This window comes from Intrasporangium calvum, assembly GCF_028446585.1.
In the GTDB taxonomy this organism is placed as follows: domain Bacteria; phylum Actinomycetota; class Actinomycetes; order Actinomycetales; family Dermatophilaceae; genus Intrasporangium; species Intrasporangium calvum_A.
On sequence record NZ_JAPFQL010000012.1, the window covers coordinates 36,287 to 51,963 of the forward strand.

At 66.5% G+C, this 15,677-nt stretch carries 16 protein-coding genes; 5 read left to right on the forward strand and 11 right to left on the reverse strand.

Going from position 1 to position 15,677, the window contains the following annotated elements:
- Window positions 1-48: 48 nt before the first annotated feature.
- The 7 genes from OO014_RS04630 to OO014_RS04660 are packed head-to-tail and all read right to left on the reverse strand — an operon-like array spanning window position 49 to window position 6,503.
- On the reverse strand, window positions 49-453 hold the full coding sequence (locus OO014_RS04630) for a cobalamin B12-binding domain-containing protein (RefSeq protein WP_272461106.1): 405 nt from the start codon (window positions 451-453) through the stop codon (window positions 49-51).
- Window positions 453-1,715: an acetyl-CoA C-acetyltransferase gene (locus tag OO014_RS04635; RefSeq protein WP_272461107.1), complete on the reverse strand. Its 1,263-nt coding sequence runs from the start codon at window positions 1,713-1,715 to the stop codon at window positions 453-455. Before OO014_RS04635 ends, OO014_RS04630 begins: the two co-directional genes overlap by 1 nt.
- A gap of 30 nt (window positions 1,716-1,745) precedes the next feature.
- Window positions 1,746-2,054 (reverse strand): hypothetical protein, encoded by a 309-nt coding sequence (locus tag OO014_RS04640; RefSeq protein WP_272461108.1) that lies wholly within the window; start codon window positions 2,052-2,054, stop codon window positions 1,746-1,748.
- Window positions 2,055-2,064: 10 nt separating this feature from the next.
- Window positions 2,065-3,423 carry an acyclic terpene utilization AtuA family protein gene (locus tag OO014_RS04645; protein WP_272461109.1) on the reverse strand — a complete coding sequence of 453 codons (1,359 nt, stop codon included), beginning with the start codon at window positions 3,421-3,423 and terminating at the stop codon, window positions 2,065-2,067.
- Between the two features lie 42 nt (window positions 3,424-3,465).
- Window positions 3,466-4,683, reverse strand: coding sequence for a thiolase family protein (locus OO014_RS04650; RefSeq protein ID WP_272461110.1), 1,218 nt, complete (start codon window positions 4,681-4,683; stop codon window positions 3,466-3,468).
- A gap of 24 nt (window positions 4,684-4,707) precedes the next feature.
- Window positions 4,708-5,925, reverse strand: a complete 1,218-nt coding sequence (locus OO014_RS04655; RefSeq protein ID WP_272461111.1) for a CaiB/BaiF CoA transferase family protein — start codon at window positions 5,923-5,925, stop codon at window positions 4,708-4,710.
- Complete coding sequence (locus OO014_RS04660) at window positions 5,922-6,503, reverse strand: biotin transporter BioY (protein ID WP_272461112.1); 582 nt, start codon at window positions 6,501-6,503, stop codon at window positions 5,922-5,924. Before OO014_RS04660 ends, OO014_RS04655 begins: the two co-directional genes overlap by 4 nt.
- A gap of 76 nt (window positions 6,504-6,579) precedes the next feature.
- Here OO014_RS04660 and OO014_RS04665 point away from each other — a divergent pair, with 76 nt between their 5' ends.
- Both OO014_RS04665 and OO014_RS04670 read left to right on the forward strand, forming a co-directional pair.
- Window positions 6,580-7,395, forward strand: coding sequence for an enoyl-CoA hydratase/isomerase family protein (locus tag OO014_RS04665; protein ID WP_272461113.1), 816 nt, complete (start codon window positions 6,580-6,582; stop codon window positions 7,393-7,395).
- 12 nt (window positions 7,396-7,407) lie between these two features.
- The gene (locus tag OO014_RS04670; RefSeq protein ID WP_272461114.1) at window positions 7,408-8,979 is read left to right on the forward strand and encodes an acyl-CoA mutase large subunit family protein; all 1,572 of its coding nucleotides are present in this window, start codon (window positions 7,408-7,410) and stop codon (window positions 8,977-8,979) included.
- 123 nt (window positions 8,980-9,102) lie between these two features.
- Here the strand turns inward: OO014_RS04670 and OO014_RS04675 are convergent, their stop codons facing one another.
- Window positions 9,103-9,867: a LuxR family transcriptional regulator gene (locus OO014_RS04675; RefSeq protein ID WP_272461115.1), complete on the reverse strand. Its 765-nt coding sequence runs from the start codon at window positions 9,865-9,867 to the stop codon at window positions 9,103-9,105.
- A 118-nt stretch (window positions 9,868-9,985) separates the two neighbouring features.
- Between OO014_RS04675 and OO014_RS04680 the strand changes: the two genes are divergently transcribed.
- Window positions 9,986-10,204, forward strand: a complete 219-nt coding sequence (locus tag OO014_RS04680; protein ID WP_272461116.1) for a hypothetical protein — start codon at window positions 9,986-9,988, stop codon at window positions 10,202-10,204.
- A gap of 95 nt (window positions 10,205-10,299) precedes the next feature.
- Here the strand turns inward: OO014_RS04680 and OO014_RS04685 are convergent, their stop codons facing one another.
- Complete coding sequence (locus OO014_RS04685) at window positions 10,300-11,937, reverse strand: ABC-F family ATP-binding cassette domain-containing protein (protein ID WP_272461117.1); 1,638 nt, start codon at window positions 11,935-11,937, stop codon at window positions 10,300-10,302.
- Window positions 11,938-12,133: 196 nt separating this feature from the next.
- On the opposite strand from OO014_RS04685, the gene OO014_RS04690 reads away from it, so the two are divergent.
- Both OO014_RS04690 and OO014_RS04695 read left to right on the forward strand, forming a co-directional pair.
- Window positions 12,134-12,814, forward strand: coding sequence for an EcsC family protein (locus OO014_RS04690; protein WP_272461118.1), 681 nt, complete (start codon window positions 12,134-12,136; stop codon window positions 12,812-12,814).
- Between the two features lie 27 nt (window positions 12,815-12,841).
- The gene (locus tag OO014_RS04695) at window positions 12,842-13,462 is read left to right on the forward strand and encodes a DUF4230 domain-containing protein (protein ID WP_272461119.1); all 621 of its coding nucleotides are present in this window, start codon (window positions 12,842-12,844) and stop codon (window positions 13,460-13,462) included.
- Window positions 13,463-13,466: 4 nt separating this feature from the next.
- Here OO014_RS04695 and OO014_RS04700 read toward each other — a convergent pair whose 3' ends face one another.
- Both OO014_RS04700 and OO014_RS04705 read right to left on the reverse strand, forming a co-directional pair.
- Complete coding sequence (locus OO014_RS04700) at window positions 13,467-13,862, reverse strand: hypothetical protein (protein ID WP_272461120.1); 396 nt, start codon at window positions 13,860-13,862, stop codon at window positions 13,467-13,469.
- An 86-nt stretch (window positions 13,863-13,948) separates the two neighbouring features.
- Window positions 13,949-15,565: a PucR family transcriptional regulator gene (locus OO014_RS04705; RefSeq protein ID WP_272461121.1), complete on the reverse strand. Its 1,617-nt coding sequence runs from the start codon at window positions 15,563-15,565 to the stop codon at window positions 13,949-13,951.
- Window positions 15,566-15,677: the final 112 nt, after the last annotated feature.

The window sequence follows — 15,677 nt, forward strand, 5'->3', positions numbered from 1 at the left end:
TGTTACTTGCACGCCCTCTCGTGGTCCGCTGGTTCCAAGCCCTTCGCTCTAGCTGAAATGCTCAATGGCCCACTCGACGATCTCCCTCGTCGACGCACCAGGTGTAAAGACGCGCGCGACACCCATGCGCTCGAGTTCCCGCACGTCCTCATCCGGAATGATCCCTCCGCCGAAGACGACGACGTCCTCCGCAGTCTGGGCCTTGAGCAGCTCGAGAACACGAGGGAAGAGAGTCATGTGCGCTCCCGACAGAACCGAGAGCCCGATGCCTTGAGCGTCTTCCTGGAGTGCCGCGGTGACGATCTCCTCAGGCGTCTGATGCAGACCTGTGTAGATGACCTCAAAACCCGCGTCGCGTAGGGCTCGCGAAACGACTTTGGCTCCGCGGTCATGACCGTCCAAGCCAGGCTTGGCCACGATCACCCTCACCGGCGCCCTTGTGCCCAGTGCCATCAGCGAAGCCTCTCGAGAATCATTGCCATGCCTTGTCCGCCTCCGACACACATGGTCACCAGGCCCAGCTCGCGATCCAAGGTCCGCAGTCCATTGAGCATGGTGGTGATCAGACGCGCACCCGTCATTCCGAACGGGTGGCCGACGGCTATGGAGCCGCCGAAGACATTGAGACGCTCGAGCGGAACGCCCAGATCGCGTGCGCTGGGAATCACCTGAGCGGCGAAAGCCTCATTGATCTCCACCAGGTCGATGTCTTGCATGGTCATCGACGCGTTGGCCAGGGCGCGTCGGGAGGCCCCGACCGGCCCGAGGCCCATGATCTCCGGTGAAAGCGCCGACACGCCTGTGGCCACAATGCGAGCAAGTGGCGTTATGCCTAGTTCCCTGGCTCGGACGTCGGAGACGATTATGAGTGCGGCCGCACCGTCGTTGAGTGGGCAGGCATTCCCTGCCGTAACCGTTCCATCGGGGCGGAAGACAGGCTCCAACGCAGCCAGCTTCTCAAGGCTCGTTCCGGCCCGGATCCCATCATCGGCAACACAACGTGTCCCGTCCGGGAGCGTGATCGGCGTGATCTCGCGGTCCCAGAAGCCCTCATCGCGTGCACGTTCCGCGGCGTTCTGGCTCCTGCACGCGAACTCGTCCTGCTCTTCTCGACTGATACCTCGCAGTTCCGCCACGTTCTCGGCCGTCTCGCCCATGGAGATGTAGACATCGGGCACTCGGCCCTGACTGCGGGGATCCGACCAGGGACGATAATCGCCCGCACTACGGTCCTGCGTGCGTTGTCGAGCTTCGGCGAAGTGAGGATTGCGCCACTGTTCGACGGCCTGCTGCATCTGTGGCAGGTCGGCCAAACCGGCCGGCGGCCGGTCGCTGGTGCCGAGTTGGTAGGAGCTGACACTCTCCACCCCAGCGGAAATGAAGGCGTGGCCCTCACCCGCCCGTATCGCGTGCATCGCCATGCGCGCGGTCTGCACGGATGAGGCGCAGTACCTGTTCACGGTCGTCCCGCCGACGTCATCGAGGCCGGCCAGCACGGCCACCCGACGCGCCATGTTGAAACCCTGCTGGCCGCCGGGGAGCCCGCAGCCCAGCATCAGGTCGTCCATCTGCGCGGCATCGAGCATGGGCACTTGGCCCAATGCTGCTTGGACCACCTGAGTCGCCAGATCGTCGGGGCGGACGTCCCTGAGCGACCCCTTCACGGCGCGCCCGATGGGCGACCGGACTGCTGCTGCAATGACGGCTTCTGGCATGGCTGTCCTTTGGCTGGGTAGGTCGGCGTATCAGTCGATCGGCATGCGAAGAAGGGCCGTGGACATCGCCTTGCCGGTCTGGTCGAACCGCACGGTCCGGGTGGCACCTCCCCCAAGCGCCTGTCGGCAAAGCACGTTGAAGCCATGGATGTTCGGCATGGGATACACCGTCACCTCACCCTTGACCCAGTCCCCAAAGTGCCGCTTGACCCGTTCGGGGGTGAGCAGCTCAAGCAGTTCGCGGTAGCTGCCCTCGTCCTTTGCCAGGACGCCTATGTTCGACACGTCCCCCTTGTCGCCAGAACGGGCGTAGGCAATGTCAGCGAGAATTCGTCCCATCGTGTGGCTCCTAGACCGTGAGGATCTCGACGTCGACCTGAACTTCCGAACGCGGGATGAGCGTGGGCCAGAGGCCGATGACCGGCCGCGGCCGCCCAGGGGGAAGGATCGCCGATCCAACGCCTCCCAACGTCCAAAGATGGAGGGCCTCGCGGCGCACGATGTCCGCTTCTTCCCGGGTGGCGCAACGCGCCGCTATCCGTAGCCCCACCTCGTTGGGCTCGCACTGCAGAGCCGGCGCGACGGGGCCGTGGAGCGTGTTCATCCCGAGGTACTCGAACGCGATGTCGAGCGGCTTCACGCCCAGACTGTCGAGTCGTCTCCGGACGATCTCGGCGCCCTTCTCAGCCTTCTCGCGGGCGTCCGGCCAAGAGAACATGGCGATCGCTTCGCCGATCCAACCGTCCATGTACCCGATGCAGACCTTCAGCGTCTCAGGCCGTTCGATCCCTGTCATACCGGTCGCGCGCACCTTGTCCGGACCCACCTGCTCGAAGTGCGGCTTGGTGAAGTCCGCGATTCCGTCGGGCATCAGGTAGCGCGCGGGGTCGGAGATCTCGTAGACCAGCTGCTCCTTCAGGGTCATCTCCGTGACCAATCCGCCAGTCCCCTCGAGCTTGGAGAAGACTGCGGTTCCGTCCTCGGACACGTCGGCAAAGGGAAACCCGATGTTCCACGTTTCGCCGGCCTCTGACCAGAAGTTCGACAGGGAGCCAGTCATCAGGGCTGCACACTCCAGAAGGTGGCCGATGGTGACCGCCGCCCCGATCAGCTCGGGTTTGTCGAAGCCCCACTTGAACTCGTGCATCAGCGGGGCCACATACATGGCGTTGTCGCTCACGCGCCCAGCCACCACGACCTCAGCACCGGCGTCCAGGGCCTCCACCATTCCCTCAGCGCCGATGTAGGCGTTCGCGGCCACGATCTTGTCCTTGATGATGGCAAAATCAGTGTCCCCGTTGTCCAGGTTCTCGAAGATGTGCCCTTCCGCATGCAGACGGAGCACCTGTTCCAGGACGTCGTCACCCGTGACGACCCCGACCTTCATTCCGTCGAAGCCATTGCGCTTCGCGATCTCAACTACCTTCTTGGCTCCCGCGAGGGGATTCGCCCCGCCGGCGTCGGTCAGCATCCGAACCCCATTCTGACGGGCAATGGGGAGGATCGCCTCAGTCCAGGGAATGATGTCTGCGATATAGCCGCTGTCGGGATCCTTGGCCCGCTGCCGCTGAAGGATTGCCAGGGTCAGTTCGGCCAAGTGGTCGAAGGCGATGTAGTCGAGCTTGCCATCACGGGCGAGATCGATTGCGGGCTCGAGGACATCGCCCCAGTAGGCGGATCCTGAGCCGATGCGGACTGTTCTGCTCATGGGATGAACTGACTTTCTCGAGTAGTTGTTGGGCTTGGCCGGTCAGGCGCCGACCCGGACGACGACGCCCTCGGCCTCTCCAATTCCTCCGCAGATGCCGACCACGCCGTAGTAGGGCCGCGAGGGGTCAGCTGCATATCGGCGACGCAGTTCGTACATGGCAGTCATGACGAGCCGGGCGGCCGTGGCGCCAGTGGGGTGACCGATGGCGATCGCTCCGCCGTTGACGTTGATCCGCTCTCGGAGCTTCTCCGCCGCAGCCTCATCGTGACCGGCAAGAATGTGCGAGCTGACCAATGGGACTGCGGCAAATGCTTCATTGATCTCGATGACGTCCATGTCGTCGAGAGTCAGACCAGTCTTCTTCAGCGCCATACGGATCGCTTCAGCGGGAATCGACGCGATCCGATCGGGGTGACCAGACGCCATGGACCACCCGTGCAACGTAGCCAGGGGCGTCATTCCGTGGGCCTCAGCGGTTCGGACCTTGGTCAGGAGCATGGCCGTTGCGCCAGTGCTCAGACCCGGTGCGTTGCCGGCAGTGACAGTCGGATTGCCGTAGATGGGCTTGAGCTTGGCGAGCTTCTCCACGGTGGTGTCCGGCCGCACGGCCTCGTCCTCTGCGAACGAGACCATGCCCTGGCGGCCCGCGTCGACGTCAATGGCAACGATCTCCTCGGCGAACTTGCCGGCATCCCGAGCCTCGATGTACCGGTGATGGCTCCGAGCAGCCCACACGTCCTGTTGCTCCCTGGTGATGCCGTACTCGACGGCCTCCTCGCCGGCTTGGACGGCTCGCGGGCGGCCAGTCATGGGGCACGCGATGACCAGCTGGTCCTTGAGGGTGATGTCGCCCAGCGAGTGGCCCCAGCGCTGCTGGGTGAGGAAGTACGGCGTGCGGCTCATGTTCTCGGCACCGCCCGCAATTGCGACGTCCGCGTCACCGACCCGTAGTGACCGGCTGGCCAGCGTAATGGCCGCCAACGAGGAACAGCAGGCGCGGTCGACCGTATAGGCCACCTTCTCGGGAGGAATGCCCGAGTCAACGAGGATCTGGCGGGCGATGGACCGGTCCGCACCCGGAAGGTTCACCCCGAAAGCGACCTCGTCGACGCTACTCGGGTCGGCCCCGGCTCTGTCGAGCACATGCCTGACCACATGCGCCCCCAGCTGGGGATGCGTAAGGTCTCGCAGGGTCCCCCCGAACTTGCCGAACGGCGTGCGGGCCGCAGCGATGACTGCAATGTCTTCTTGTTCCATAGTCAATCCTTGGGTGGCGTGGTGCTAGACGGCGCGCATGCTGCGCAGGTGCTCAATCTCGGTCGCGGCGAGGCCGAGCTCCGAGAGAATCTCGTCGGTGTGCTCCCCCAGCAGCGGCGCCGGCTCGACCCTGGGAGGGAGCGCGTCGGCGGACTTGACGACCGGACCAACGAGTCTCGCGGAGCCGATCACGGGGTCTGGGACGTCGATGAAGAGCTGGCGATCTGCCAGGTGCTCGCAGTTCAGAACCTCTTGGGCATCCTGGACTGGCCCGACGGGGAGTCCGCGCGACAGCAGTGCTTCGGTCACCTCCGCCGTCGTTCTGGCCTCCATCCACCCGCGGACCTGCGCACCGAGCTCACCCGACATGTTGGCCGCGCGTGCCGGCCCGGATGAGGTCTGGTCCGTTCCCACGAGGTCGGGCCGACCCATCGCGTCGCAGAACTTCGCCCAGTCGCGATCAGTCGCCACGACGAGCGCAATCCAGCCGTCGCTCGTCCGGAAGGGGCCCCAAGGAGCCATGTATGGCTCAACCCCCCGCTGCAGGACATGGCCGGTCAGGGAATAGGCAGTAACTGACCTCTCCGCGAGGGCGACCATGGAGTCGTACATCGAGATGTCCAGGAAGGTGCCCCGCCCCGTTCGCTCGCGCTGGAAGAGTGCGACGGCGATCGCGTGCGCTGCATTCATCCCAGACACGACATCTCCGAGGGCAACGCCGAGCCACGTAGGTGGCCCTCCTGCTTGGCCACAGGTGTTCATCAGACCGCCCATCGCTTGCGCGACGATGTCGTACGCGGGTCGCTTGCTGTACTTGCCCGCGTATTCGGGGAGGCTCCCGAACCCGGAGATTGCGGCGTAGATCAGCCGTGGGTTGGCCGCCGACAGGACGTCATACCCAAGTCCCATCTCCTGTAGCAACCCAGGACGATAGTTCTCAACGAGAACATCTGCCTCGGACGCCAGGCGGCGGAAAATCTCACGGCCCTCCTCGGACTTCAAGTCCAAGGTGAGGCTGCGCTTGTTCCGGTTGAACCGCAAGAAGTAGCCACTTTGCTTCTCGCCGGCGTCGTTGGTGACCATCGGCGCCCCCCCACGCGCAGTGTCACCGCCGTCGGGGCGCTCGACCTTGATCACCTCGGCGCCTTGGTCAGCCAGCATCATCGTGCAGTACGGGCCCGCGACCTGGAGTTCGAAACTCAGGACCTTGATGCCGTCAAAGGGGCGTGGTTGGGCGGTCACACTGGATCACTTCCTCTATTGACAAAGGCCCAGGCGCCCGGGAGGAGGCCTGCGGCCATCAGGATCTTCACGAAGTCGCCGATCAGGAAGGGCACTGCACCCATAAGAAGGGCGTCCACCCAAGAGGCCCCCGTAGCGAGAGCCAAGACAGGGACGCCAACGGCGTAGATGACCAGGCTGCCGACGATCATCAGCCCACACGCGGACCAGAAGCCCCGCCCGCCCCCCCGCGCCGACAACTGGCCCACGAACGCTGCGGCCAGGATGAAGCCGATGAGGTAGCCGAAGGTCGGGAGATGCAGACCGCTCGAGTTGTGCGCGAACCATGGGACACCCGCCGCCCCCAAGGCGACGTAGAGGCCCATCGAGAGGACCGCACGTCTGGTGCCCAAGGTCGCTCCGGCGAGGATCACCCCAAGCGTCTGCAAGGTGAAAGGCACCGGAGTCCCGGGGACCGGCAGTGCGACCTGGGCCAGCAGGCCCGTCAACGCCGCTCCCGCCACCACGAGTCCCGCTGTGCGCGAGCGTCCATGGGCCCATCGGTCGGACAGGACTCCGACAGCTTCGATGCTTGACATGGTGCTTCCTTTCCGCCTCGCTGCGACCTACTATAACCATACGAACAATCGCACGCTAGCCTGATGAGGGGTCCAGATGAACGAACTACTGCATGTACCGGACGGGGCGTTCTTCGACCTGGCGCTCAACGGCGCAGTCCTGGAGCTCTCCTTCAACCAACCGGAGCGGCGCAATCCCTTGGGCTACCGGACCGTCACGGGGCTGGTCGACACACTCCGCCGTGCGGACCTGTCGGACGAGGTGCGCTGCGTGCTCATCTACGGGCAAGGTGGAGCGTTCACCGCCGGGGCCGATCTCGCGGAGTTCAGCAGCCAGCTGGATGGGAGTGCCTACGAGTTTCATGCCACTGGCGACGCCTGGGCGTCACTGCTCACCTTGATCCCGCGACTGAGCAAACCGGTCGTGGTGGCGGCGCACGGTTACGCCATGGCGGGTGGTGTGGGGATTCTCGCCGTTGCGGATGTCGCTCTCGCTGCTGAGAAGACGACCTTCGCGAGCAGTGAGGTTCGCATTGGCCTCTTCCCGCTCATGATCCTTCCAGCCCTGAGCCAAGCAGTCGGTCCCCGAAGGGCGCGAGAGCTGGCACTGACAGGGCGCCGTTTCTCTGCTGACGAAGCCCTGCGAATCGGCCTCGTCCACGAGACAGTGGACGACGAAGTCCTCCTGGAGGCGGCACGGTCGCGTGCCACCGACCTGGCCGCGCTGGGGAAAGTCACGCTGGCGCTCGGAAAGGCATTCCTCCACGACATCGACGGCTTGCCCCGTGAGTCCGCCACACAGCTCGGCCGGGCGGTGCGCGGGGCCTTCATGACGAGCCCAGATTTTCAGGCGGGCGTCTCAGCCTTCCTGTCGAAGAGCACCGCCCCGGCAGTTGACCACGTCGAGAAGTGAGGAGCGTCCCAGATGACTGAGCGGACCACTCGATCCGGATTGCCCCTGCAGGTCTACTACGACGCGTCCTCATCACCTGTGGGCGAAAACGTGCTTCGCCCCCCCGGCGAGGCACCCTTCGTCCGGGGAATCACTCCCGACGGCTATCGCTCGCAACCTTGGGTGATGGGTCAGTACGGTGGCTTCGGCACGCCGGAAGAGAGCAACGAGCGTCTCAAGCAGATCATCGCGGCCGGCCAGACGGGGTTCAGCGTCGCGCTGGACCTACCTACCCAGATGGGCCTCGACTCGGACCACCCCTTGTCCCACGGGGAGGTCGGCAAAGTAGGCGTACCCATCGACAGCCTTCGAGACATCGAGATCTTGTTTGATGGCGTCGACCTCACGTCCCTCAGGCAGATCCGCACCACGGCGAACGCCATTGGACACATCTGGTTGGCACTCATCGTCGCCCTGTGCGAGAAGAACGGCACGGACCCCAACGACATTGGGGTGCTCATCCAGAATGACGTCCTGAAGGAGTACTTCGCCAGGGGCACCTACATCCACCCTCCTGAGGAGGGAATGCGCATCGTGGCAGACGTTATCGAGTACTGCGCGCACAACCTGCCCAACTGGACGCCCGTAACCCTGAGCGGCTATCACATCCGAGAGGCCGGGGCGGACGCCGTACAGGAAGTCGCATTCAGTATCGCCAATGGGATTGCCTACCTCGAAGCGGCCATTGACAAGGGCCTCAGCGTCGACTCAGTCGCGCCATCACTGTTCACCTTCCTCTCGACCAACATTGACTTCTTGGAGGAGGTAGCCAAGTTCCGCGCGGCCCGCCTCACCTGGGCTCGCGTGATATCAGAGCGCTTTGCGGCGCAGGATCCCCGGAGCGGAGCGCTACGGATCTTTGCCTTCACGGCGGGTTCCTCGCTGACTGCACAGCAACCCCTCAACAATGCTGTGCGCACCGCGCTGGAATCACTCGCAGCGGTACTCGGCGGGGTTCAGACGCTTCACGTCTCGGGCTACGACGAGGCTCTCGGGGTGCCGACGAAGGAAGCCGCGATGCTGGGGCTTCGAACGCAGCAAGTCATTCTCGAGGAGAGCGGCGTAGCAGGCGTGGCCGACGCCCTTGGAGGGAGCTGGGCCATCGAGTCCCTGACAACGCAGCTGGCCGAGCGGATCTGGGCGGAACTGGAAAAGATCGATGCCATGGGCGGAGCGCTCACGTGCATTCACAATGGCTACTTCGCCGGCGAACTATCTGAAGGAGCTTACCGGTTCCAGCTCGATGTCGAGTCTGGACGAACTCCGATCGTGGGCGTGAACGTCCATCGCGAGGACTCATCAGAGCCCGTTCGTCCCTTCAGCGTTGACAGGTCAGGAGAGGACTCGAAGGTCGCCGGGCTCGCCACGCTTCGCACTGAACGTGACGCGGACGTCGTTGCCGAGGCCATCGCCCGCCTGCAGTCGGATGCGCGGAGCGGGGCCAACCTCATCCCCGCCACGATTCAGGCAGTCAAGGCTTACGCCACCGTGGGGGAGATTACTGAAGCACTCACAGCGGTCTTCGGCCGCCACCAACCAACCTGATCGTCAGCTGCCAGGCGAGAGCCGGGGGAAGTGTCCTCAGGCGAATGGCACCGCGTCGCTCACCATCACTTGTCGCAGCTGCTCCGCTATGCCTGGGCGCCGCCCACGGATCGACGACCCACATCATGAATGCCGGGAACGTCCCACCACGGCGGCTCTGCTGACGGCACCCGTCTTCGCGTAGATGTGCTCGAGGTGCTTCTTCACCGTGCTCGGCGCGATCCAGAGGACCGCGGCGATCTGTGCGTTGGTCTTGCCCTCCGCGAGGAGCTCGGCGATCTGGCTCTCCCTCGGCGTCAGGACCGAGTAGGCATCGAGGCTGGCCTCGTTGTCGAGTTCCTGCAGCGCCTCGGCGAGTCGCCTGCGCAGGGCGGCGTGCGCTTCGAGCCGATAGAGGTGCGGCCGAAGGGCTTCGAGGACAACGCGGTCGCGCTCTGAGAAGTCCCTGGCACCGAGTCGCCGGAACAGGACGAAGGAGCGGAGCTGCGGTCGGGCCGAGGGCAGCCCGAGGTCCAGCACGTGCTCGAGCCCGGCCGGCTTGAAGTAGTCGCGGAACACCGGCAGCTCGACGAAGCTGCGTCGACCGATCAGGTCGGAGGTCCTCACCGCCTCGAGGTCTCCCGTCCGCTCTCGATAGGCGAGGGTCGGGCAGGGGCCGTGGCGCCAGTAGCCGTCGGGATCGTCATCCTCGTCGGCACCGAACCCGATTTCCACGGTGAAGATCTGGGCTCTGGGGTCGAGTTCCTGGTACGTGATGGCGTCGCAGGGCACGACGTCCATCAGCCTCCTGACGAGCTCCAGTGGGTACGGCTCGTCGAAGTCCAGCTCACCGACGTCGCCCACGAAGTCGAGGAGGGACTCGAGATCGCTCCGTGCCAGGTAGGTCATCGCTTCCCCTCCTGACAAAACATACGCCGAACGGCGAATACCCGCGGCAGTTCGGACTTTCTACGCTCGAAGTGGTGCCGCGCTTGCGACCCTCTTGATCCCAGAGAAAGGGAGCGCCATGCGAAGGTTTCTCGTCTCACTGGCTGTTGGCGCCAGTCTCGTCCTGGTCGGCGCGTCGCCCGCCCTTGCGGACGCTCCGCTCTATCAGATGCTCCCCGACGCGGCGTGCAACGACGGCACGGCGGCCGCGCGGATCATCTCCGGCAACCCGATTGTCCCCATGTACATGCGCCGGACCCCTGTCGGGTGCATGACCATGCCTGGCCTGCATCCCTGACGGGAGCGCGGCGACCGCGGGTGGGCGCGGTCCCAGCCCAGCGGCATACGGCATCGTCCGTATGCCGCTGGGCTGGCTTCCAGAGTCCCCTGCGGTCAGCGACGGGTGACCTGACCGGCTTCGACGTGCCAGCGCTGGTCGAGGTGGACGTTCTCGAGGAGGCGCCGGTCGTGGGAGACGAGCAAGAGGGTGCCGTCGTAGGAGTCGAGGGCCTGCTCGAGCTGCTCGATGGCGGGCAGGTCGAGGTGGTTGGTCGGCTCGTCGAGGACGAGGAGGTTGACCCCGCGCGCCTGGAGCAGCGCCATGGCGGCCCGGGTGCGCTCGCCCGGTGAGAGGCGCGACACGAGGCTCTTCACCTGGTCGGCGCGCAGGCCGAACTTCGCCAGCAGCGTGCGGCGGTCCGCGGGCGCCAGGTCGGGCACGGCCTCCCCGAACGCGTCACCCAGGGTCAGGTCCTCCCGCAGACCCGTCCGCGCCTGGTCGATCTCGCCGACGGCGACGCTCGCCCCGAGTGCAGCGGACCCGGCGTCCGGAGACAAGCGCCCGAGCAGGAGCCGCAACAGCGTCGTCTTGCCGGCCCCGTTCGGACCGGTGATCCCGATCCGGGAGCGCGCCTCGACCTGCAGCGACACGGGCCCCAGCTCAAACCCCCCGAGCCGCACGCTCGCCTCGTTGAGCGTCGCGACGACGGAGCTCGACCGCGGCGCGGCCCCGATGGAGAACTGCAGCACCCACTCCTTGCGCGGCTCCTCGACGACGTCCAGCCGGGCGATCCGTGACTCCATCTGGCGCACCTTGCGGGCCTGCTTCTCGGCGGAGTCCGTGGCGGCGGCGCGGCGGATCTTGTCGTTGTCGGGGCTCTTGCGCATCGCGTTGCGCACGCCCTTGCTGCTCCACTCGCGCTGGGTGCGGGCCCGGGACTCGAGGTCGGCCTTGGTGTCGGCGTACTGCTCGTAGGCCTCCCGGGCATGCCGCCGCGCCACCGCCCGCTCCTGCAGGTAGGACTCGTAGCCGCCGTCGTGGACCATGACGGAGTTCTGCGCGAGGTCGAGCTCGACGATGCGCGTGACGCACCGGCTGAGGAACTCACGGTCGTGCGAGACGAGCACCGCTCCGCCCCGCAACCCGCGGACGAACGACTCGAGTCGCTCGAGCCCGGCGAGGTCGAGGTCATTGGTCGGCTCGTCGAGCAGCACGTTGTCGAACCGGCTGAGCAGCAGCGCCGCGAGCGCCGCGCGGGCGGCCTGACCACCCGAGAGTGCCGTCATCAGGGCATCGGGGCCGACGTCGAGCCCGAGCTCCCCCAGCATCGGCGGGATCCGGTCCTCGAGGTCGGGAGCCCCACTGGCAAGCCAGTGCTCCAGCGCCACCGCATAGGTCTCGTCGGCCGCAGGACTGCCGCTGCCGAGACCAGCAGCCGCCGCCTCCATCGTCGCCGTCGCGGCAGCCGCTCCGGTCCGTCGACTGATGTAGCCCGCCACCGTCTCCCCCGGCACCCGCTCGTGCTCCTGCGGCAGCCACCCGACGAACGCATCGGACGGCGCCGTCATCACCGCCCCGGCCAGCGGAGCGGCCACGCCGGCCAAGATACGGAGCAGGGTCGTCTTGCCCGCACCGTTGGCGCCCACCACCCCGACGACATCACCGGGGGCGACCGTCAGGTCGAGGTGCTCGAAGAGGGTGCGATGGGCATGCCCTCCGGAGAGGTCCTTGGCCACAAGAGTCGCACTCACGAGGCGCCAGCCTAGGCGACTCGCCCGACCCGGAAGGCTCACTCCTACGAGCAGCGTCGGGTCCGGACGAGTCCCTCGGCACAAACCGAAGCATTTTGGCCCGGATGTCGTCCTCGCCTGATATGTGTTGCTCCGACGTCGGACGCGAAAGGGCAACAACGTGGCACAGGGGACAGCCGAACCTGCAGGTGTAATCGTGAAGGCGGGGGACCGGCTGCAGAAGCTCGTCATGACAGCCGTCACCGACGGCGTGGGCCCCGTGACCGGGTCCGTCGCTTACGCCATCAGCAGGCTACCCAAGACCGCGACGACGCACTCTTTCGCCAGCGGAGACAGCGGCGCGCCTCCCACGATCTTCTCCGGCGCTGGAGGGCCAGACGCAGAGGCCGCCATCCGCCGCATCATCCGCGAGTCACAGCTGACCGCCGGATCCAACGGATTCCTCACAGGTCTGGGCGGATTCATCACGATGCCAGTCTCGATCCCCGCGAACGTGGCGGGAAACCTGGTCATCAACGCACGCATGGTGGGGGCGATCGCCTACCTGCGCGGGTACTCGCTGGAGGACCCGTTCGTGCGCTCGATGCTCCCTCTGGTGGTGGCGGGAAGCAGCGCCCAGTCCGCCGCCGCGGCCCTCGGGCTCAAGGTCGGTGAGCAACTCAGCAGAAGGGCCATCGCCAAGGTATCGGTCGAGACGATCCGGTCCATCAACAAGAAGGTCGGCTTCTACCTCGTCGCCAAGTACGGCACTCAGCGCGCCGCCTTCACCCTCACCAAGGTGGTACCTGGTGTCAGCGCCCTCGTGGGAGGCGCCATCGATGCGACGCTCACGACCTCGATCGGCAAAGTGGCCAAGCGGGTCTTCCCCATTTCCTGAGCACAAACCCTCAATCAAGGAGTCGGAGTGGCATCTTCACGTCTGCGCGGAGTGGCGCGCGTCATCGGTGGGGCGCTGGTGGGCGCGCTGGCCCTGATCGGAATCGCAGGGGCCATGGGCTGGCTGCCGTTCCAGACCCGCACCACGGACCACAGCCAGCCCGTCCTCCTGCAGTCCATCCAGAACCTGAGCCAGTACCACGCCGCGGTGGGGACCTTCGAGGTCGTCGTCGACGTCGAGGACGACGTCAACTGGGTGCCGGACTTCATCGCGGGAGAGCGGTCACTCTTCGTCGCACACGGCACCGTCAACGCCTACGTCGACTTCTCCGACCTCGCCGGCGACGACCTCACCCTGTCGGAGGACGGCAAAGCGGTGACCGTCCGGATCCCGGAGCCGCAGCTCGACAAGCCGAATCTCGACATGGAGCGGACGCGGCTCTTCTCGCAGGACCGCGGCATCTACAACCGCCTCAAGGACGCGATCTCACCCAAGGACCAGCAGAAGGTCTATCTCCTCGCGGAGCAGAAGATCGCCGCCGCGGCCGCGGAGTCCGAGCTGCGCGCCCAGGCTGCGGTCAACACGAAGCAGAGCCTCACGGAGCTCTTCAACTCACTGGGGCTGACCGCCACCATCGAGCAGGGCTGAGCGCTCAGTCCAGCAGCAGGCTGAGTCCCGCGCCCACGAGCCAGACGTCCTTGGCCAGCGCCGTGCCCGCTTGGGTAGGTTTGATGCTGCCCTCCTCGCGCATCCCCGGCGTCTGCATGTAGACGCTGAGCAGCCCGCCACCGAACGCCGTGAGCGCCGCCCCCGCCAACCGTGACGGCACGAACGGCGCGAGCAGCGCGACCCCGAGGGCCACCTCGGCGCTCGACAGCAGCTTGGCGAACTCGGTAGCGTCCATCTGCTTCATGGAGCCGGGGAGCGTCACGGAGGCCATCCCGTGCAGCCCCTCGGCGGCCTCACCTTGGAGGCCACGCTTCCCGAGACCGGAGTTGAGGATGAACGCGCCCGTCGCGAGGCGCAGGGGCAGGTGGCTCAGTTTCATATGCCCCTAGTTACCCGCTCGACGACCCGCTACACACCAGACGCTGCTGTATGCCGCTGAGCTCGCTTCGGCACCTAGGCACGGTTTCAGCGGGGCGAGCTTGGCGAGGTCTTGGCTCCTATCCGGAATCCGCTGCCGCCAGAGCGCAGGCGCCAGGCCAGTACTGCGGCGTGCAGCGTGGTCCGAGACATCGGATCGAGCAGGTCGAGGTCGATCAGCTCCGCGAGACGCGCGAGACGGGAGTAGAGGGTCTGCCGCTGTACGCCCAGCGCCGCGGCCGCGCCTCGCTTGTTACCGCCCGCTGCGAGATACGCCTCGAGCGTGGGCAGCAGTGGCGCGCTCCGGCGCGCGTCATGCTCCAGCACACGTCTCAGGGTCCGGTCCACCAGCTGGTCGATTGCCCCCGTGGGCAGTCCCCGTGCAAGGAGGATGGCCAACGCAAGGTCGGTGGTGGACAGGACGGGACAGCCCTCTCCGGCCGCGTGCGGCCATGCCGGGCTCACCCCCAGCCCCTCCCGCACTTCCCCGACAGCGCCGTGCAGCATGCCGAGGTCGGCCACTGCTGGACCGATCACGATCGCGCGCACGCGTCCACCAGAAGTGTGGATGGCGGCGTCACACGTGTCCACGAGCAGCGCTCGGCCGGCCTGAGGGGAGCCACCGGGCACCGCCGCCAGGACCAGCACCCCCTGGTCGAGCTCACTCGCGATGGCCGACCCCAGGTTGCGACGCAGAGCCGCCTCGACCGAGGCAGCGGCTAGCGACGGTTCGACATGAGCCACGTCGAGTCCGGCGACGGCGACCTGCTGCCCGGCACGCAGGGTCATGCCGGCCCGACGCGCCAGTTCCTCCAGCGCCCCCGAATGCGGCGTGACCGAGCCACTGATGGCGTGGATGAAGGACCGACGGGCCAGCCCGCGCGTCGTCGTCGCGGCGTCGGTCCGCAGGAGCATGACCGCCACGAGCGAGGCAGCCCGGTGCAACAGGGCCGGCGCGTCCCGCCCAGCCCGCGCGTCGCCGACCAGGCGCCCCCAGACTCGTCCCCCGACGACGACGTCGGCCTCCAGCGACGAGCCGGCTGGAGAGGGCCCGGCCGGCAGCTCAGCGATCGGGCGCAAACCTGGCACGGACGGCGACTCCGCAATGAGCCCGCCTCGACTGTCGAGCAGGCGCAGGGCGCATCCGACGTGCACCGAGGCCGAGCGCAACAGCGCCTCGACCGTCGTCCCGCCGAGGATCTGCGCCAGCAGGTCGTCGGCGAGCAGGTCAACGGCTCGGGCCCGACGAAGACGCGACGATACGAGCAGCTCATGAACGGCCTCGGTGACCTCGACGAAGGGCACCACCGAGTGCATCGCGACGAGGGCCAGGCCGCGGTCCCGGGCCTGCTGCACAAGAGGTGGCGGCATGCGTTCGAACGGGCGCCCCAGCTCGAGGCACAAGCCGGCCGCGCCGCGGTCGGCGAGCGAGTCGACATAGTTCCGCAGCCGCTCAGGGCTGGCACCCACCAGACCGAGCCCGGTCGTGAGCAGCAGTTCGTCGCCTCTGAGGAGCGGACCGATCTCGTAGATCTCGGAGGTGTGCACCCATCTGACGCGCCGTTGCGCCGTCTCCACCGGGGTGACCAGCTCAGGGCGGGCGGCCACGACGACGTCCAGGTCCAAGATCTCCGCCACTGTCAGGGCGTCCGGCCGCATGAGCATGGACCACTCTCACCGACTATGGACATCATGTCCAGATCTGGTCCGGTTCGGTGCACCCGGCGGGTGGTTGTCCCCATCCAGCCGAGACGATGGAATGGCCACCACCGTCCCC